Source organism: Chthoniobacter sp., from assembly GCF_040003245.1.
GTDB lineage: Bacteria > Verrucomicrobiota > Verrucomicrobiia > Chthoniobacterales > Chthoniobacteraceae > Chthoniobacter.
On sequence record NZ_JBDUCX010000134.1, the window covers coordinates 1 to 17838 of the forward strand.

The 17838-nt window shown below is 62.2% G+C and carries 15 protein-coding genes; 9 read left to right on the top strand and 6 right to left on the bottom strand.

Features of this window, described 5'->3' with window-relative positions; all coding sequences use genetic code 11:
* The first annotated feature begins 357 nt into the window (after window positions 1-357).
* The 3 genes from ABJF10_RS18205 to ABJF10_RS18215 all read left to right on the top strand — a co-directional run bounded on the left by ABJF10_RS18205 (window position 358) and on the right by ABJF10_RS18215 (window position 5152).
* Window positions 358-2910, top strand: a complete 2553-nt coding sequence (locus tag ABJF10_RS18205) for a DUF1592 domain-containing protein (protein WP_348546022.1) — start codon at window positions 358-360, stop codon at window positions 2908-2910.
* Window positions 2907-4217 (top strand): DUF1552 domain-containing protein, encoded by a 1311-nt coding sequence (locus tag ABJF10_RS18210; protein ID WP_348546023.1) that lies wholly within the window; start codon window positions 2907-2909, stop codon window positions 4215-4217. The genes ABJF10_RS18205 and ABJF10_RS18210 overlap by 4 nt, the downstream gene beginning before the upstream one ends.
* Before the next feature lie 62 nt (window positions 4218-4279).
* The gene (locus ABJF10_RS18215) at window positions 4280-5152 is read left to right on the top strand and encodes a carboxypeptidase-like regulatory domain-containing protein (protein WP_348546024.1); all 873 of its coding nucleotides are present in this window, start codon (window positions 4280-4282) and stop codon (window positions 5150-5152) included.
* Between the two features lie 81 nt (window positions 5153-5233).
* Here the strand turns inward: ABJF10_RS18215 and ABJF10_RS18220 are convergent, their stop codons facing one another.
* Window positions 5234-5656, bottom strand: a complete 423-nt coding sequence (locus tag ABJF10_RS18220; RefSeq protein ID WP_348546025.1) for an OsmC family protein — start codon at window positions 5654-5656, stop codon at window positions 5234-5236.
* A gap of 104 nt (window positions 5657-5760) precedes the next feature.
* On the opposite strand from ABJF10_RS18220, the gene ABJF10_RS18225 reads away from it, so the two are divergent.
* The 4 genes from ABJF10_RS18225 to ABJF10_RS18240 all read left to right on the top strand — a co-directional run bounded on the left by ABJF10_RS18225 (window position 5761) and on the right by ABJF10_RS18240 (window position 11203).
* Complete coding sequence (locus tag ABJF10_RS18225; RefSeq protein WP_348546026.1) at window positions 5761-7728, top strand: prolyl oligopeptidase family serine peptidase; 1968 nt, start codon at window positions 5761-5763, stop codon at window positions 7726-7728.
* Window positions 7729-7736: 8 nt separating this feature from the next.
* Window positions 7737-8864, top strand: a complete 1128-nt coding sequence (locus tag ABJF10_RS18230; RefSeq protein ID WP_348546027.1) for a cellulase family glycosylhydrolase — start codon at window positions 7737-7739, stop codon at window positions 8862-8864.
* A gap of 107 nt (window positions 8865-8971) precedes the next feature.
* On the top strand, window positions 8972-10180 hold the full coding sequence (locus tag ABJF10_RS18235; protein ID WP_348546028.1) for a glycosyltransferase family 4 protein: 1209 nt from the start codon (window positions 8972-8974) through the stop codon (window positions 10178-10180).
* Between the two features lie 39 nt (window positions 10181-10219).
* The gene (locus tag ABJF10_RS18240) at window positions 10220-11203 is read left to right on the top strand and encodes a hypothetical protein (RefSeq protein ID WP_348546029.1); all 984 of its coding nucleotides are present in this window, start codon (window positions 10220-10222) and stop codon (window positions 11201-11203) included.
* Here the strand turns inward: ABJF10_RS18240 and ABJF10_RS18245 are convergent.
* From ABJF10_RS18245 to ABJF10_RS18260, 4 genes are all read right to left on the bottom strand, one after another.
* Window positions 11196-11684 (bottom strand): VOC family protein, encoded by a 489-nt coding sequence (locus tag ABJF10_RS18245; RefSeq protein WP_348546030.1) that lies wholly within the window; start codon window positions 11682-11684, stop codon window positions 11196-11198. The two genes, ABJF10_RS18240 and ABJF10_RS18245, sit on opposite strands and share 8 nt — an antisense overlap.
* A 10-nt stretch (window positions 11685-11694) precedes the next feature.
* Window positions 11695-12072, bottom strand: coding sequence for a hypothetical protein (locus tag ABJF10_RS18250; protein WP_348546031.1), 378 nt, complete (start codon window positions 12070-12072; stop codon window positions 11695-11697).
* Window positions 12073-12079: 7 nt separating this feature from the next.
* Window positions 12080-12679: an NAD(P)H:quinone oxidoreductase gene (wrbA, locus tag ABJF10_RS18255; RefSeq protein WP_348546032.1), complete on the bottom strand. Its 600-nt coding sequence runs from the start codon at window positions 12677-12679 to the stop codon at window positions 12080-12082.
* 118 nt (window positions 12680-12797) lie between these two features.
* Window positions 12798-13496, bottom strand: coding sequence for a pirin family protein (locus ABJF10_RS18260; RefSeq protein WP_348546033.1), 699 nt, complete (start codon window positions 13494-13496; stop codon window positions 12798-12800).
* Between the two features lie 85 nt (window positions 13497-13581).
* Here ABJF10_RS18260 and ABJF10_RS18265 point away from each other — a divergent pair, with 85 nt between their 5' ends.
* A complete protein-coding gene (locus tag ABJF10_RS18265; RefSeq protein ID WP_348546034.1) occupies window positions 13582-14469 on the top strand; it encodes a LysR substrate-binding domain-containing protein in 888 nt (295 codons plus the stop codon).
* Between the two features lie 15 nt (window positions 14470-14484).
* On the opposite strand, the gene ABJF10_RS18270 is transcribed toward ABJF10_RS18265, so the two are convergent.
* A complete protein-coding gene (locus ABJF10_RS18270; RefSeq protein WP_348546035.1) occupies window positions 14485-16728 on the bottom strand; it encodes a redoxin family protein in 2244 nt (747 codons plus the stop codon).
* A gap of 489 nt (window positions 16729-17217) precedes the next feature.
* Between ABJF10_RS18270 and ABJF10_RS18275 the strand changes: the two genes are divergently transcribed.
* Window positions 17218-17838: hypothetical protein (locus tag ABJF10_RS18275; protein WP_348546036.1), on the top strand; the 621-nt coding region annotated here is incomplete at its 3' end.

Below are 17838 nucleotides of genomic sequence, written 5' to 3' on the forward strand. Positions count from 1 at the left end.
TCGATCCCACCTCGATCCCACCTCGATCCCACCTCGATCCCACCTCGATCCCACCTCGATCCCACCCGCTTTACAGAGATAATCCCACCGATCCCACCCAATTCCATCGAAATAAAAACAGGCATGAATCCCACCCACAACGGCGAGATCGCCCGGTTCCGCGAGGCCTTCCGCAATACACTTAGCCGACCCCTCGCGACGCCAAGCCCAGCGCCACCGGCCAGAAAAAGACGCGAATTTAAGGTGCCTTAAGCCCAGTTAAGGCGATTTAAGGTGCGAGTTTTTTTTACAGAGGCTTTGGCCCCCAGAAAGCAGCAGCTAAGAAACCAGCCGCCACCCCCATTGTCTGCGCAGTCCATGAAGCATCTTGCGTCCGTTTTCCTCCTGCTCTCTACCGCCAGCGTCTGGGCCGGTGTGCAGTCGGCCCGGCCGGGGCAGGAATTCCTGGAGAACCGCTGCTACGATTGCCACGACTCCGAGACGAAGAAGGGCAACCTGGATCTCACCACGCTGCCGTTCTATCTCGACGACTCGAAAGTCTACTCCATGTGGGTGAAGGTCCACGACCGCGTGCGCGACGGCGAGATGCCGCCGAAGAAGAAAGCGCAGCCCGAGCCCGCGGAGCGCGACGCCTTTCTCAAGTCCGTCAGCGAGCCGATGATCGCCGCCGAGCAGGCGCATGACGCCAGGCAAGGGCGCGCCACGCAGCGACGCCTCAATCGCTACGAATACGAAAACACCCTGCGCGACCTGTTGCACGCGCCGTGGCTGCAAATCAAGGAGATGCTTCCCGAGGACGGCGAGGCGTTTCGCTTCAACAAGATCGGGGAGGCGCTGGATATTTCGCATGTGCAGATGGCGCGTTATCTCGCCGCGGCGGATTATGCGTTGCGGCAGGTGATGGCCACCCAAGTCGCCCGGCCGCCGACGAAGACCGAACGCTTTTACGCGCGCGACCAGAAGGTCTTTGCCACCAAGATGAAATTCAGCGTGTTTAACAAGAGCCCGGAGCGCGCGACCTTTCCGCTCCTCGGCACGCAGGCGCAACCCGAAGTGCGATCCGGCAAATTGCCCCTCACCGTCGGAAGTGCCGATCCTGCTACGCGCGAAAAGGAAGCGATGGGTGTGGTCGCGAGCAGCTACGAACCGATCGAACTGCGTTTTGATCGATTCAAAGCGCCCGCCGCCGGGCGTTACAAAATCCGTTTCAGCGCTTATTCGGTTTGGGTGGGACCGGGCCCAAAGGAAAAATGGTGGCATCCCGATCTCGATACGGTCTCGGCCGGGCGGCGGCCGGAGCCGGTCACGATTTATTCGGAGACCCCGCCGCGGTTGCTGCGGTTACTCGGCAGCTTCGATGTGAATCCCGACCCCACGGTGCGCGAATTGGATACTTACCTGCTCGCCGGCGAAGAGATTCGCCCCGACGCCGCGCGGCTCTTCCGCTCGCGCCCGCCGAACTACCACAACCCGCTCGCCGAAGAGGATGGCCAGCCCGGCGTGGCCTTCCGTTGGATGGAAGTCGAGGGGCCGATCTATGACCAGTGGCCCAGCGCGGGTCACAAGCTGCTCTTCGATAGCCTGCCCTACAAGACCACCAAGAATGGCATCGAGGTGTTGCCGAAAGATCCCGCGAAGGACGCGGAGCGCCTGCTGCGCGCCTTCCTGCAGCGGGCCTATCGCGAGCCCGCCACCGAGGAGGACGTGCAGCGTTTCCTCGGCATCATCAATGGCGCGCTGAAGTCGGGCAGCACCTTTACCGATGCGATGATCGCCGGTTATTCCGGAGTGCTTTGCTCGCCGGCGTTCGTCTGCCTGGAGGAAAAGCCCGGCAAGCTCGACGACCGTGCGCTGGCTGCGCGCCTCGCTTATTTCATCTGGAACTCGGAGCCGGATGAGGCCCTGCGCGCGGTGGCCGCCCGCAATGACCTGCACAAGCCCGACGTGCTGCGGGCGCAGGCCGCCCGTCTCCTCGCCGACTCGAAATCGCGCCGCTTCGTCGATGCCTTCCTCGACTACTGGCTCGACCTGCGCAAGAGCAACGCCACCGCGCCAGATGCCAGCCTGTATCCCGACTACTATCTCGACGATCTGCTCGTCGAATCCGCCACCACCGAGACGCAACTCTTCTTCAACGAAGTTCTGCGCAACGATCTGCCCGCGCGGCATATCGTGTCGTCGGATTTCGCGATGCTCAATGAGCGCCTCGCCCAACATTACGGCATTCCTAATGTGAATGGCGTGAACCTCCGCCGCGTGGCGCTGCCCGCGGATTCCGTGCGCGGCGGCCTGCTCACCCAGGCCAGCGTCCTCAAGGTCACCGCCAATGGCACGACGACTTCACCGGTGGTGCGCGGCGCGTGGGTCATGGAACGCGTCCTCGGCCGTCCGCCACCTCCGCCACCGCCCAATGTCCCCGCCGTCGATCCCGATACGCGCGGCGCCACGACCATCCGCGAGCAACTCGACAAACATCGCAAGCTCGAGACCTGTGCGGCCTGCCACGCCAAGATCGATCCCGCGGGCTTCGCGCTGGAGAGCTTCGATGTCTTCGGCGGCTGGCGCGACCACTACCGCGCGATGGGCGAGGGCGAACACGCCAAGGGCTTCGGCAAGAACGGCCAGGCCTTCACCTTCCACGAGGGACCGGTCGTCGATGCCAGCGGCAAGCTGCCGGATGGCCGGGCCTTTGGCGACATCCGCGAGCTGAAGCGCCTGCTTTTGGCCGACGAGCGGCAGATCGCCCGCAATCTCACCCGCCAACTCGTCACGTATGCCACCGGCGCTCCAGTGCGCTTTGGCGACCGCCCACAGGTGGAACAGATTCTCGATCAAACCGCCGCCAAAGGTTACGGTGTCCAGTCGCTGGTGCAGGCCGTCGTCCAAAGCGAACTCTTCCAAATCAAATGAACCCGAGCTCCTTCATCTCCACGAAGCGCGTCTGTTCCCGGCGCCAGTTCTTGCGCGGCACCGGCGTGGCCCTCGCGCTGCCTTTCCTCGATGCCATGATGCCGGCCTTCGCGCGTGACACGAAGGTGGTGCCGCCGCGCCGCGTCCTCGCCGTCTGCAACAACCTCGGCCTCGTGCCGGAGAAGTTCTTCCCCGAGCAAGCGGGGCGCGATTACGCGCTCTCGCCCTATCTCCAGGAACTGGCCGAGCATCGCAATGAGTTCACCGTCTTCAGCGGTGTGTCGCATCCCGATGTGGATGGGGGCCACCCGGCGGATAACTGCTTCCTCACCGCCGCACCGCATCCGGGCAGCGGTGGCTTCCGCAATACCATCTCGCTCGATCAATTCGCCGCCGAGCGCATCGGCAATCTCACGCGGTTTCAGTCGCTGACGCTCGGCGTGAACGTCCAGCAGGGTCTGCGCAGCCTCTCCTGGACCGGCACCGGCGCGCTCATTCCGTGCGAGGAAAAGCCCTCGGAAGTTTTCAAGCGTCTCTTCCTCAACGGCACCCCCGCGCAGGTCGCCGAGCAGGAGCGCAAGCTGGCGCTCGGGCAAAGCATCATGGACGCCGTGGCCGGGCAGGCGAAGAGCTTGCAGCGCGATGTCGGCCCGCGCGACAAGGAGCGGCTCGACCAGTATTTCACCGGCGTGCGCGACCTTGAGAAGCGCATGGGCCAGGCGCGCGAATGGGAGCGCAAACCAAAGCCGATCGTCAAAGCGACCATGCCGAAGGATCCCGAGAGCCCGCGTGAATACATGGAAAAGGCCCGCCTCATGTACGAAATGGCGCGGCTCGCGTTTGAGAACGACTCCACGCGCCTCGTCACGCTCATGCTCGATAGCGTCAACTCACCGGCCATCGAGGTCGAGGGCACCAACACGACCGACGGCTATCACAACCTTTCCCACCACGGCAAATCGCCCACCAAGCTCGCCCAGCTCGAGATGATCGACCGCGAGCACATGAAACTGCTCGCCACGCTCTTCGGAGAATTGAAGACCGCGCACGAGGGCAGTGATCGCCTGCTCGACCGCACGATGATCCTCTACGGCAGCAATCTCGGCAACGCCAGCACCCACGTCACCACCAACCTGCCGGTGCTCTTCGCCGGCGGCGGCTTCAAGCACGGCCAGCACCTGCTCTTCGACCGCGAACGCAATTATCCTCTGCCCAATCTCTTCGTCTCCATGCTCCAGCGTCTCGGCATCGAAGCCGACAAATTCGCCACGAGCACCGGCACAATGAAAGGGCTCGATCTCGCGTAGCGTTCTACGCGATAGCCATTCCCTGAATTGCCATCTCGGACGCAGCATCCGATAGTCCGGCTATGTGGAAGCGGTTTCTATTTATCCTTGTGGTCATAGGTGCGCTGGCGTGGATTTTCAAACCTCGGCTACAATTATTCTCCGCCTTTCACACGCCAATCGAGTTCTATGGAAAGATCCTCGATCAACACGGCGATGTCGTTCCTAACGCGGACATCAAATATTTCGCGAATAATAGCATTGGAAGTCGACCAGCGGAACATGCTGCTAAATCGGACTCCGCTGGATTGTTTTCAATCAACGGGATCGGTGGCCTGACACTTGCAGTCGAAGTTTCAAAACCGGGATATCGGGCACTTCCTGAACGAGATTCAAAACCGGCATCAGGTGGCCTCTTCGAATACGGTCTGTCTTCGAAAGGCCCGTTTGAGTCTCACAAGAGTTCACCCACGATTTTTGCTTTGTATAAGCCTGGCCCCATTGAACCATTGGTAAAGCTTGGTACAAGAAGTTACTATTTTCCGCCGGGCGACGTGCCGGTCACTGCTACCCTGGATGAACAAGGACACGCTCACCGTGTCGTTCTCCGGTATTGGAGAAATCGGTCGGATGCCCAAGGAGGGTCGGGGAAATATGATTGGAGTTTGGAAGTCAGCGTTCCCGATGGCGGCGTGTTGTTGCGACCAGATGATTTTGATTTTGAAGCGCCGGGACAGGGGTATGCATCAAATGATACTATAAACATGCCCGCTTCTCTTCCTTACGGGTACGGTGGCTGGAGTAGTTTTGTTCGTCGATCCTATTTCATTCGATTCAACGATGGGATCTTCGCTCGGGCCAAATTGGAAATGCACGCAGATGGCGACGCGTTTGCAGTTTTGGACTCATTCTTGAATCCAAGACCCGGTCACCGGAACTTGGAAAGCGAAGAATGAAACGTTAAGACGGTCTTTACACCTTGCGCATCCGGTCGAGGATATTTCGGGTGGTGCGTTGCATGCGAACGTCGGGTGCTCCTAGACCAGCTTCGCGTCCATGGTGATGGTCGCGTTGAGCAGCTTGGAAATCGGGCAACCCTTCTCCGCCTTGGCGGCGGCTTCCGCGAAGGCTTCCGGCGTCGCGCCGGGGACCGAGGCGGTGACGTCGAGATGGCTCGACGTGACGGCGAAGCTGCCGTCTTTCTGCTCGAGCGTGATCGTCGCGGTCGTCTCGATTTTGTCCGGGGTGAACCCCGCCTGGCCGAGAATGTTCGAGAGCGCCATGGAGAAACAGCCGGCATGGGCGGCGCCGATGAGTTCCTCCGGGTTGGTGCCCGGTTCACCTTCGAAGCGTGTGCGGAACGAGTAGGCCTTGTCGACGAGGGCGCCGGAGCCGGTGGACATGGTGCCTGCGCCTTCCTTGAGGCTGCCTTTCCAGACTGCGGAGGATTTGTATTTCATAGTGAGTGGGATTCGTGACGGGTGGAGGAAGTGGGCGCGTTTTTCTTCGGCCTGCATTCGGAGTGGAGGAGGAAGAAACCGCAGGCTATAAGACATTCCCCTCCATGAACATGCGTTTTCAAATCGCGCTGACGCTAGCGGCGGCGTTCATCCCCCTGGGGGTGTGCGCCCAGCAGCCCACCGCCACGCCCGGGCCGAAACCCACGGTGCCGCCGAACATCGTGACCGAGGGCATCCCGGCGATTTCGGACGCGTTGCGCAAGGAGGCCGGCCACTATCTCACCTTGGGCGGGGCGGACTTTCGCGGCTGGCACACCGTGCAGCGCGAACTGCTGGTCACCACGCGCCTCGTCGATTCGCTGCAATTGCACACCGTCAACGGGCCCATGGCGAAGCGGATCGCGCTCACGCATTTTACCGAGCCGGTGACGTCGGGTTGGTTCCAGCCGCGTACGGGCGAGCTGTTCGTCTTCTCCAGCGACAAGGGCGGCAACGAGCAATACCAGCTCTACGCGCTCGCGGTGAACGACCGCAATGCCGCGCCCGTGCTGCTCACCGATGGGCAGTCGCGCAATACCGGAGTGTGCTGGTCGCACGATGGCCAGTGGCTGGCGTATGCCTCCACGCGCCGCAACAACAAGGACAACGACATCTATCTCGTCAACCCGTCGGACCCGAAGACCACGCGCTGCCTGCTCGTGAATGCTTCGCCGGGCTGGTCGGCGGCGGATTGGTCGCGCGACGATTCGCACCTGTTGCTGCGCCGTGGGATCAACGAGACGAAGGCCGAACTGTGGAGCGTGGATGTGAAGTCGGGGGAGAAAAAGCTGCTGACCAAGGCGGGCGAGGAGATCATCTACGACCACGCGCGGTTCGGGGATGGCGGCGCGGCCATTTATGCGGAAACGAACGATGGCTCCGATTTCCTGACGCTCACCCGGCTCGATGTCGCGACGGGCAAACGCGAGGCGCTGAGCGGCCACATCCTATGGGATGTCGAGGACTTCGAGATTTCCGGCGACGGTAAGACATTGGCGTTTGTGGCCAATGAAGACGGCTTCGGCCGGCTGCACTTGCTCGATCTATCCACGCGCAAGGAACTGCCGGTGCCGAAACTGCCGGGCGATGTGGTGAGCAATCTTTCGTGGCATCCGCTCCGCCGCGAACTGGGCTTCACCCTCAATGGCTCGCAGACGCCGAACGACGCCTACTCACTGGAAGTGGACACCGGCACGCTCACGCGTTGGACGGATCGCACGCGCAAGCCCGGAGCGACGGAGCATTTCTCCGAGCCGGAACTCGTGCGGGTGAAGAGCTTCGATGGCGTGCCGATTTCCGCGCTCGTTTATCGGCCCGATCCGCAGAAGTTTCCGGGCAGGCGGCCGGTGGTGATCAATATCCACGGTGGCCCCTCCAGCCAGTCGCGGCCGGGCTTTCGCGGGACCTCGAATTATTACCTCAACGAGCTCGGCGTCGCGCTGGTCTTTCCCAATGTGCGGGGTTCGCTCGGCTATGGCCGGAAATTTGTGGACCTCGACAATGGGATGCACCGGGAAGATGCGGTGCACGATATCGGCAGTATCATCGACTGGATTCAACACGATCCCGCGCTCGACGGCGGGCGCATCGCGGTGATGGGCGGCAGCTATGGCGGCTTCATGACGCTGGCCTGCATGGTGCGCTACCACGACGTGCTGCGCTGCGGAGTGGACAGCGTGGGCATCGGCAATTTCGTGACGTTCCTCCACGACACGTCGGATTACCGGCGGGGCAATCGGCGGGAGGAGTACGGCGACGAACGCCAGCCGGCGATGCAGGCGTTCCTCGAGCGGATCTCGCCCGCCAACCATGCCAGTGAGATCAAATCGCCGCTCTTGATCGTGCAGGGCAAAAACGATCCACGCGTGCCGATGACGGAAGCCGAGCACATGCGTGATGCCATTCGCGCGAGCGGCGGCAAAGTGTGGTACCTCATGGCCACGGATGAAGGGCACGGCTTCAAGAAGACGGGGAATGCGCAGTACCAGTTTTTCGCGACGATCACGTTCCTGCGGGAGTTTTTGCTGAAGTAGCGCTCCGTATGACCTGGCGTTTGCTCCTCGTTCTGGCCGTGGCGTTGGGGAGCGGCGCGGCGACCTTCGCGGCGGACGCGGACGCTCAACCCAAAATGCCACGCGTTGTGTTGGCGGAGGATGGCCGGGGATTTGTGCTGGAGGGAACGAAGCAGCCTTTTCATCCGTGGGGCATGAACTACGGCAATAGTGGACGGCTGATGGAGGATTTCTGGGATACGGACTGGAAGACGCTGGCCGATGACTTTCACGAACTGCGCGAACTCGGGGCGAATGTGGTGCGGGTGCATTTGCAGTTCGGCAAGTTCATGCGCTCGCCGACGGAACCGAATCGACCTGCGCTGGCGCAATTCGCGCGGCTGCTCCGGCTCGGTGAGGAGACGGGTTTGCGGCTCGATGTCACGGGCCTGGCCTGTTACCGCCCGGCGGATGTGCCCGCCTGGTACGACGCGCTGGATGAGCCGGCCCGCTGGGCCGCCCAGGCGCGGTTTTGGGAGGCTGTGGCCGAGGTGGGAGCCTCGAGTCCGGCGGTCTTTTGCTACGACTTGATCAACGAGCCGCTTTCGCCTGCCGGCAAACGCGAGCCGGGACAGTGGCGCTCGGGCAGCCTGCTCGGTGGTTACGATTTCCTACAATACATCGCGCTCGATCCGGCGGGGCGAAAGCGGGAGGATATCGCGGTGGCATGGATTCGGCAGATGAGTGCGGCGATCCGCCGGCATGATGGGCGTGCCCTGATCACCGTTGGGCTGTTGCCCTGGTCGCGGGGCTGGAAACATCTCTCGGGATTCCTGCCGGAGAAGGTGGCACCGGAACTCGATTTCATCTGCGTGCACATTTATCCCGACACGACGAAGCCGGGGGAGGCGATGGAATGCCTGAAGCAGTTTGCGGTCGGCAAACCGGTGGTGATCGAGGAGACATTTCCGCTGAGTTGCGGCGTGGTGGAGTTGGAGGCGTTCCTGCGAGAGTCGCGTGCACTGGCCTGTGGATGGATCGGCCACTACGACGGACAACCACCGGCTGAACTGGATGCCCGGGAGCGGGCCGGCAACCTCACTCCGACGCAGGCCGTGTATCGCGAGTGGATGCGGCTCTTTGTGCGGCTCACCCCGGAATTCTCTCCGGAGCGATGAGCACCCACTGTCGGGTTCGGCATTCTTTGCTCTGGCGAGGGACATTTGGCCATCCTATCTTCGGCGGACAATGCAACCGTCTTCGTGTCTATCGCTCCTCCGTCCTCATGACTGATGTCAGTGGGGGCGTGGGTGAAAACGGTGTGCACAGGAAACTGCCGCGAAAATTGCTCTTCACGATTTCTGCCCGGATCGGCGGAAGCGGGCTCGATCTCGATTCCTTCGAGGCGGTGCAGGGCGCGTGGAAGGCCGGCATCCTCGGTGGAGCGGTCGCTTATGACAACCGGCAGCGCGAGATTCCCGGTTCCTTGATTCGCAGCCTGCGGTGGCATCCCGTGCGGCTGATGTCGTTTTTGCAGACCCGCTACTATTACGGGGCGAAGAAGCAGTACCTCGACTGGGTCTCGGCGCGGCAACTGGCGCGCGGCGATTACGATCTCGTGCATAGCTGGTCGGGCGATTGTGTGCGCACCTTTCGTGAAGCCCGGCGGCGCGGGATACCGACGGTGCTGGAGATTCCCACGTGGCATCGCAACAAGGGGCGGATCAAGCCGGACAAGACGAAGAGCGAGCGCGAGCGGGACGCGTTGCCGTTTCCGCGCCGCTGGTTCGAAAGCCTTTCACCGACCCGCCAGCAGATCATGGAGGAATACGATCTCTCCGATGTGATCCTTGTTCTCTCCGAATGCGCGGCGGATACCTTCATCGCCGCCGGCGTGCCCCGCGAAAAGCTCTACTCCCTGCCGCGCGGCACCGATGTCGTGCGCTTCACGCCCGGCGTTCATCCGGAGAAATTCCGGGCCGTTTTTGTCGGGGCGCTCATCAAGCGCAAGGGGGTGGATCTATTGCTCGAAACGTGGCGCAGCCTCGGGCTCAAGAACGCCGAACTCGTACTGGTCGGCACGGTTCATAAAGAGATCGAAGAATCCGTTCAGAAGTATGGCGGACCCGACGTCATCCTGCCCGGGTACGTGCGCAATCCGGAAGACTATCTCCGCCAGTCCAGCATCCATATCTTTCCATCGACGTGCGAAGGCAGCGCCAAGGTGACTTATGATGCGGCGGCTTGCGGACTGGCGCAGATCACGACGCGCGAAGCGGGCGATGTGGTGATCGACGGGCTGAACGGAAAGGTGATTCCGTGCGGCGATAAGGAGGCGCTGGCGGAAGCAATCAAGGCATTCTACGACAATCCGGATTTGGTGAAGACCATGGGTGCGGCGGCCCGGGAGAGGGTCGTGCAGAATTTCACTTGGGAGCACTATCAGGAGCGGCTGCTCGGTGCATATGAGTTCGCGCTGCAGAAAGCGCGCTAACGGCTCGACGTCGCGAGGGCGAGTTCGGATGCTGGCGGGATGTTCCCTCGCTTTGCATCCCGCCTTTCTTCCACCACAGCGCTCCTGGCTTTGCTCGTCGCGGTATCGCGACTCGCCGGCGCGGAACCGACCGGGGATCGCGCGGTGGTGGAGAAGATGCCGGGTTTGGTGGCCTTCTGGACCTTCGGCGAAGAAGGCGGGCAGCCGCGGCTCTCGCCCGGCACGAAGGAGAAGCACGCGCTGAACGAGGTGGGCGGGCCGATCGCCCGCGTGGTCGGCGGGCCTTACTCCGGCTATGCGGCGCAACTCAATGGGCGGCAGTACTGGCAGATCAAGCATGCCGAATTGGGCGACCTCGATATCAGCGGGCCGGAGGCGCAGATCAGCATGTTTGCCGTCGTTTTCATCGAAGACCTGGCGCACAGCAAGACGATCGCGGGCATCTGGAGTGAAGGGAAGGGAGCGAATGACGACACCGGCACCCGCCAGTACGCGCTGCTCATGAACATGCCGACCTACGGCGGCGCGCGACAACTGACGCCGCACATTTCCAGCGAGGGCGGGGTCACGCGCCGCGCGGATGGAAGCGCGTTTCCGTGGTGCGCCGATTACGCGGCCACGCGCCGGGAGGTGCCGGAGGGTCGATGGTGCACGGTGGGCTTTACCTACGATGCCAAATACTTGCGCGCTTACATCGACGGTGTCCTCGATGTCCGCCCGCTCGATGCGGTGAAAGACAAGCGGACGGATCGCTATTTCACCAGCGAAGGACCGGACGGCAAAGATCGGGGGATGAACCCCTACTACCATGGCCGCGGCATTTTTCGTTATGACCCGGCGGTACATGGAACGACGAAGATTGCGCCCGCCGATTTCACGGTGGCGGCGCGCTATGCGGTGGGCTCGATGTTAGGCGAGGCGACGAAAGGGCGCTTTGGCGGCCTGGCGATTTTCAATCGTGCGCTGACGGAAGCGGAGATGAAGCAATTGCACGACTCGGCCAAAGTCGAGGCGCTCAAGTAGCGGCCTTGAGTAGCGCGTCGAGATGGAGGGCGCGCGTGAACATGGCGAGGGTGCCGTCGCTCTGCCGCGGCCACTCCTCCGGCGGGCGATCCCAGTAGAGCTCCACGCCGTTGTCATCGGGGTCGCGCAGGTAAAGCGCTTCGCTCACGCCGTGGTCGGCGGCGCCTTCCAGCGGGATGCCCGCGGCTACCACCCGTCGCAGTGCGTCGGCGAGTAGGGCGCGCGTGGGATAGAGAATGGCGGTGTGATAGAGGCCGGTCGTGCCGGGTGGCGGTGGCGAACCGCCGACGCTTTCCCAGGTATTCAAGCCGATGTGATGATGATAACCGCCCGCCGAGAGGAATGCCGCCTGCCGGCCGAGCCGCTGTGTGACCTCGAAGCCGAGCACGTCGCGATAGAACGCGAGCGAGCGCTCGAGATCGGCCACTTTCAAATGCACGTGGCCGATGCGCACGCCGGGATCGATGGCAGGCGGATTCATACGAGTGGCCTTACGCCGTAGCGAAGGCGAGGAAGCGCTCGCGTTTCGTCCAGAGGAGGAACAGCGCGAGGATCGCGGCCAGCGTGCTCAGCGGGTTGAAGGCCTTCGTGAGAAAGATGTCGACGAAGAGGATGTTCAAGATGATGGGGCCGAGGATGAGTAGGCCGGCGCCGAGGAGACGTCCGCTGGCCACAAAAATCCCGCCGAGAAGCTCGAGCATTTTCACCGCGGCGAGATAGCCGGTGGTGAAGAGCACGCCCATGAAGGTGGCCGCGGGTGAGCCTGCGGCTGGCCCGGGCAGATTGATAAAGTGCAGCCAGAAGTTCAGGCTGAAGACGATGAAGATGGCGGCGAGCAGAAAGCGCGCGGCGAGAGTGGCGTATTTCATAAATGAGTTACTTGGTGAGTTTGGCTGCGATGGTGGCGACGTGCTTGCCCTGGAAACGCGCTTGGGCGAGTTCCTTGGCGCTGGGCTGGCGCGAGCCATCCGGGCCGGCGATGGTCGCGGCACCCCAAGGCGAGCCGCCTTTGACTTCGCTGAAGTCGGCGAGTTCCGGGCAGGAGTAGGGCAGGCCCACATAGACCATGCCGTGGTGGATGAGGGTGGTGGCGAAGCTGATGATGGTGCTCTCGTTGCCGCCGCCGGTGCCAGTGCTGGTGAAGACGCTGCCGGCCTTGCCGACGAGCGCGCCGCTCATCCAAAGCTGACCGGTCTGGTCGAGGAAATTGCGCATTTGCGCGGTCATGTTGCCGAAGCGGGTGGGGCTGCCGAAAATGATGGCGTCGTAATCGCCGAGTTCTTTCGGCGAAGCGACGGGTGCGCTTTGGTCGAGCTTCGCGCCGTATTGTTTGGCGACGTCTGGAGGCATGGTCTCGGGGACACGCTTGAGCGTGACTTCGACGCCGTCGACGCTGCGGGCGCCTTCGGCGATGGAGCCGGCGAGGGTTTCGACGTGGCCGTACATGGAGTAGTAGAGGACGAGAATTTTGGTCATTGGATTGGGTGTGTTGGGTGAGTGGGTTGGATTGAGGTTTTTGGTGATTTTGAAATTGGGTACGCAGTGCCCCAGCCGGACATGCTCCCGCACGACGGCTGGGGTGGAATCTGCGTTGTCAGTTCAGGTCGAAGAGCAGGACCTGCGAAGGCTTCGCGCTGCCGCGCAGCTCGAGTGCGCCTTCGTTGCTCGCGGCTACGGCATCGCCGCCGGCGAGGGTCTGGCCATTGACCGTCACTTCGCCTTCGGCCACATGCAGCCAGGCATGACGGCCCGGCGTGAGCGTGTGGGTGAGGCTTTGATTGGCGTCGAGTTTGCCGAGGTAAAGATCGGCGTCCTGGTGGATGGCGATCGAACCGTCGCGGCCGGCTTTGCTCGTGATGAGATGCAGCTTGCCAGTCTCGGCGTTCTTCATCGACTTCTCGGCGTAGCCCGGAGCCACGCCCTTGGTGTCGGGCTGGATCCAGATTTGCAGCAGATGCACGGCCTCGGTGCTGGACGGGTTTTGCTCGCTGTGCAGCACGCCGGTGCCGGCGCTCATGTATTGGAATTCGCCGGGCGTGATGACGCGCCCGTTGCCCATCGAGTCCTTGTGCCCGAGCTGGCCGCTGAGGATGTAGGTGATGATCTCCATGTCGCGATGCGGATGCATGCCGAAGCCGGCGTTGGGCAGCACGAGGTCATCGTTGATGACGCGGAGGCTGCGAAAGCCCATCCACTTCGGATCGTAGTAATCAGCGAAACTGAAAGAGAAGTAAGAGTCGAGCCAGCCATGCTCGGCATGGCCGCGTTCATTGGCTTTGCGTGTAGTAATCATGGGCGCAGCATACGGCGGGGAGCGGGCGGCGCGGAAATACCATGTTCCTTGCCTTACGATGCCGGGAAGGCATGCTCGCCTTTGCATGGAACTTCGACATCTCCGTTACTTCGTGGCCGTGGCCGATGAGGAGAATGTCACCCGCGCGGCGGCGAAGCTCCACGTGGCGCAACCCGCGGTGAGCCGGCAGATCCGCGATCTCGAGGAAGAACTCGGCCTGCCACTGCTCGAGCGGACCGCGAAGTCCGTGCGGCTGACTGACGCCGGGCGCGTGTTTCTGCAGGAAGCGCGGGCGGTGCTGGCGCGAGCGGACGACGCGATCAAGACCGTGCGCGCCGTGGCTGGCGGGACGAGCGGCGAATTGAACGTGGGCTACGCGCCTTCGCTCACGGTGCAGATTCTGCCGCGGGCGCTGCGGCGTTTTCAGGCGGCCTTGCCCGGGGTGAAGGTCTCGCTGCACGATCTCTCGACGGAGGAGATGCTGGATGGACTGCGCGAGGGACGGCTGCACGTGTGCCTCGGTATCGCGCCGGAGGGCGGGCAATTGCGGGGACTGAAGTTTCATGAATTGGCGCAGTATCCGATGGGCATCGCCGTGGCGCCGGGGCATCGTTTTGCGCGGCAGCGGGCCATCACTTTGGAAAAGGCGGTGGCCGAGCCTTTCATCGGCTACAGTCGGGCGGGTTATCCGGAGTATCATACAGCAATGACGAAGATCTTTGCGTCGACGGGCCGTGCGCCCCATTTTGCCGAGGAGCACGATAGTGTGACCAGCCTCATCGCGGCGGTGGAATCGGGGCGTGGGATTGCGTTGGTGCCGAGTTGCATGGCGTGCCTGGCCGGACCACGGCTGAAGATCCTTCCACTGAAGCCGGCGATCGATCCCGTCGTCGTCGGCGCGGTTTGCCGGAAGACGGGCGCTTCGCCGGTCGCGCAGAAGTTCGTGGATGCGGCGGAGGGAGAAGGGGCGTAGTGCCTGGCTCTTCCCTTATTGCTGCGCGACTTTGGTCGTGGAGCGCGGCGTGAAGTGCTCGACGTAGCCAATCATCATTTCCTCGTAGGTTTGCTGGCCCCAGCGGACGGTCTTGGTGGGATCGGGATTGGCGGGGTTGCCGGGGCTGTTGTCGTAGATGGCGGTGATGCGCACCTTGCTGCCGGCGGGGATGAACTTGGGCTGCGCGTATTGATACTGGATCTGCCAGTTGAAGTCGTAGTGGGGGATGTCGAGCAGCGCTTCGCTTTTCCCGTCGGGCGTGGTGAGCTCGTATTTGAAGGCTTTGCCGCGGACGTGCATGTGCGGCATGAAGCTCATGAACATCATGTTGGTGGGGATGACCATCTCGGCGGTTTCGACGTGATTGGCATCGCCGGGCGGGATGTTGAGACCGGGCTTGGCCAGCGACGAGACGTGCACTTCGTATTGCGGCGGCTGGGCGGCAAAGAGCAGGCCGATCTTGATCTGGTCCTGTGTGGCGTGACCGTTGGGCGTGTAGTGAATCTGGAAGCTGATGCGCGAGCCGGCGGGCAGGAGCTTGGCGAAGCCATCGGGCAGGACGCGGAAGCTATTGCCCGGGACGTAAGCGGCGAAGAAACCTTCGCTGGCGTCGCCGGCCTCCTTGAGCTTCGCGCCCTTGGCGTGCACGCGGACGATGACGTGATGCACGACGGCGCGATCGGTGGGCAGGATTTCGTAGCCGCGCACCCAGCGGTCCTCGGTGAAGTTCGTCTCCACAACCTCCGTCTGGTAGGGCATGACGCCCTCGGCTTTGACCTGCACGGGGCGCGGAATCTGAAAGACGGCGTCGGGCTGGCCGATCATCCAGCCGCTGGTGAAATGACGCGGCACGGGTGCATCGGCGGGGTTGCCCTGCGGGCGCTCGGAATTGAGCCAGGCGAGCAGATCGGTCTTGTCCGTCTCGGAGAGCGAGCGGTCGTTCATCCACTGGTGGGCGTGCCCGGCTGTCTCCACGGCGAACCATGGAGGCATGGCACCGCGATTGACCTGCTTCTTCATCATGGCGGCGTGCTCTTTCACGTCGGCGTACGTCTCCAGCGAGAAGGGCGCGATGCTGTCCTGATGATGGCAACTCACGCAATTAGCCTGGAGGATGCGGCTGATGTCGTGGTTGTAGGTGAGATTGGTCGCCGCGGGTCTGGCCGCATTAGGGACATCGAGCGCGCAACCGGGGGCGCTGGTGGCGGCGATGGCGGGGGCCTTGTCTTGCAGCACGGAGTCAAGGGCGTCGCGCAGATAGTTTTTCGTGGGCGCGTCCTTGGAATAACCGAGGCCGTACTGGTCATTGATTGCGCCGCGATAGACGAGCGTGCGCGCGGCATCGAGGACGAAGACTTCGGTGGAAGTGGTGGCGGCGAGGGCGCGTTGCGCGGCTTGTGCGGAGTCGGTGACGACTGGTGATTTCAGGCCGAAAGCGGTGATGAATTTGTGCAATTCGTCGGGCTTGGTCTCGGGCGCGATGTTCACCAGATAGAAGGCGATGTTCTTACCGGCGTAATCCTTTTCGAGGCGCGCGAGTTCCGGCCCGAGCTTGTTGCTGATCGGGCAGGTGGCGCTGAAGAGCGCGAGCACGAGCGCCTTGTCGCCCTTCGCGGCGGTGATGGCGACATCGTGGCCGTCGAGGCCCTTGACCGTGAGATTATCCACCCGGCGGCCCACGCCGCGGTCGCCCGCCTTGACCAGGAGCGGCTGCTCTTGGAACGAAGCCATGTCGGCTTCCGTGAAGCTCGCGGTCTGGGGCAGGCCTCGTTCGAGCGCCCGGCGGGCGATGGTCTTGCCGAGCACCTGTTCGGCTTCCGCCAGGGTCACCGCGCCGTCTTTGTTCACGTCCAGCTTTTCAAACCACGTCTTGTCCGTCAATTCGTCCGGGGTGAGCTGGCCGTCGCCGTTCTTATCCAGGCGCTTGAAAACGAATTCGACCGCCAGTTTGCCGTCGGCACCTCCACCGCCGAGCTTTTCCTGGAGCTTCGCGACGACGCCGTTGCGCATCTTTGCCATGCCCTCGCGCGCTTCGTCGAGCGTCACCTGCCCGTCGCCGTTCAAGTCGAGCTGGCGCAGGATGGGCGAGGCATTGAGCTCGTCGCCGCTCAGCACGCCATCGTGATTGGTGTCGAACTGCTGGAACTTGTCCGCGATTTCATCCGCCGAGGCAGTGTGGAGAAGAAAGGCAGCGACACCAAAGGTGGCCAGACCGGGGATGAGAAAGCGGAAGCGCATGGAGAAGGTGTGATGTCGGATATTAGAACGCCGAGGCAGCGCAGAAGTTACAGTGGGTTTTGACGATGGATCCGGTGCGGTGGTGGTGGTGAAACGGGACTTTTTGAAAGGCTTAATTCACCTTAATCCAGCTTAATTGACCTTAATTTACAGAGAGCAGGAGATCGCACCCCTGCTGCGATTTCCGGCGGGAGAACCGGGAATGTGCCAGTCGGCGCGGCCTGTATCGCGGATTTCAAATATCGAATGATGAAAGTCATAAGCCTGTCGAATTGTCTCTCTATCTACTGCCCGGTCTCAGCCCGCCCGTTGCCTGTTTCTTCCAATCCTGTAACGTGTGATATTGAACACTAAATACCGTCGTCGTCAACGCCGAAGTTCTAGTTTTGATGGCGTATCATCCGCATCATCCGTTCGAAGCAGGCGGGCAGTTTGTCCTTGGCTGATTTCCGGTTCGAGGTGACGTTCGCGTGTCCCGAAACCAAAGCCATGAAAAGCCGTCATTGGTTCCCACTCGACCTGTCAGCGTTGCTGTCGATCCCGCTCGTCGTGCTTGGGATTTCGTTTCTCATGGGGGCCTTGTTTCCGGCCATTTCCTGGTTTCGGCATCTGACGGGGCTGCCCTGGCTCTGGGCGCTGGGCATCGCGACCGGGACTTCCTTTCTCGGCACGCTGCTTCTGTTTCTGGCGAAGCTTCCGCAGTATCGCGCCGGGATCTTCCTGCGCGTCGGGTCACACCATCTGCCGCCGCGCGAGCAGCGGCTTTATCGCGTCTCCTTCTGGCTCATTGTTCCATCCATCGTCGTCCTCTTCGCGTTGCTCCCGGCCGCAGCGAAGGCGGAGTCGTCCGATGAACTCGACGCGCTGACGAAGGAGGCGGCTAAGAATTATAGCACGGACGAAGGGCGGCGTTATTTTGATCAGTTTCAAAAATCGATCATGCCAGTTTTCAGCAAGGCGTTGCACACTTGTAGTGAAAGCATGCCGGACACGAAAGAGCCGGCGTCCTTCGTATTTCTGATCGCGGCCGATGGGACGGTGACGCGGGTGTTGTATTCCAAGGATCCATTCGGCGAATGCCTGGGGACGAAATTGAGCGCCATCAAGTCT

Excerpts from the sequence above, each read along its gene's own strand:
- ABJF10_RS18205 (WP_348546022.1), top strand. The coding sequence starts at position 358 with ATGAAGCATCTTGCGTCCGTTTTCCTCCTGCTCTCTACCGCCAGCGTC.
- ABJF10_RS18210 (WP_348546023.1), top strand. The coding sequence starts at position 2,907 with ATGAACCCGAGCTCCTTCATCTCCACGAAGCGCGTCTGTTCCCGGCGC.
- ABJF10_RS18215 (WP_348546024.1), top strand. The coding sequence starts at position 4,280 with ATGTGGAAGCGGTTTCTATTTATCCTTGTGGTCATAGGTGCGCTGGCG.
- ABJF10_RS18220 (WP_348546025.1), bottom strand. The coding sequence starts at position 5,656 with ATGAAATACAAATCCTCCGCAGTCTGGAAAGGCAGCCTCAAGGAAGGC.
- ABJF10_RS18225 (WP_348546026.1), top strand. The coding sequence starts at position 5,761 with ATGAACATGCGTTTTCAAATCGCGCTGACGCTAGCGGCGGCGTTCATC.
- ABJF10_RS18230 (WP_348546027.1), top strand. The coding sequence starts at position 7,737 with ATGACCTGGCGTTTGCTCCTCGTTCTGGCCGTGGCGTTGGGGAGCGGC.
- ABJF10_RS18235 (WP_348546028.1), top strand. The coding sequence starts at position 8,972 with ATGACTGATGTCAGTGGGGGCGTGGGTGAAAACGGTGTGCACAGGAAA.
- ABJF10_RS18240 (WP_348546029.1), top strand. The coding sequence starts at position 10,220 with ATGTTCCCTCGCTTTGCATCCCGCCTTTCTTCCACCACAGCGCTCCTG.
- ABJF10_RS18245 (WP_348546030.1), bottom strand. The coding sequence starts at position 11,684 with ATGAATCCGCCTGCCATCGATCCCGGCGTGCGCATCGGCCACGTGCAT.
- ABJF10_RS18250 (WP_348546031.1), bottom strand. The coding sequence starts at position 12,072 with ATGAAATACGCCACTCTCGCCGCGCGCTTTCTGCTCGCCGCCATCTTC.
- wrbA (WP_348546032.1), bottom strand. The coding sequence starts at position 12,679 with ATGACCAAAATTCTCGTCCTCTACTACTCCATGTACGGCCACGTCGAA.
- ABJF10_RS18260 (WP_348546033.1), bottom strand. The coding sequence starts at position 13,496 with ATGATTACTACACGCAAAGCCAATGAACGCGGCCATGCCGAGCATGGC.
- ABJF10_RS18265 (WP_348546034.1), top strand. The coding sequence starts at position 13,582 with ATGGAACTTCGACATCTCCGTTACTTCGTGGCCGTGGCCGATGAGGAG.
- ABJF10_RS18270 (WP_348546035.1), bottom strand. The coding sequence starts at position 16,728 with ATGCGCTTCCGCTTTCTCATCCCCGGTCTGGCCACCTTTGGTGTCGCT.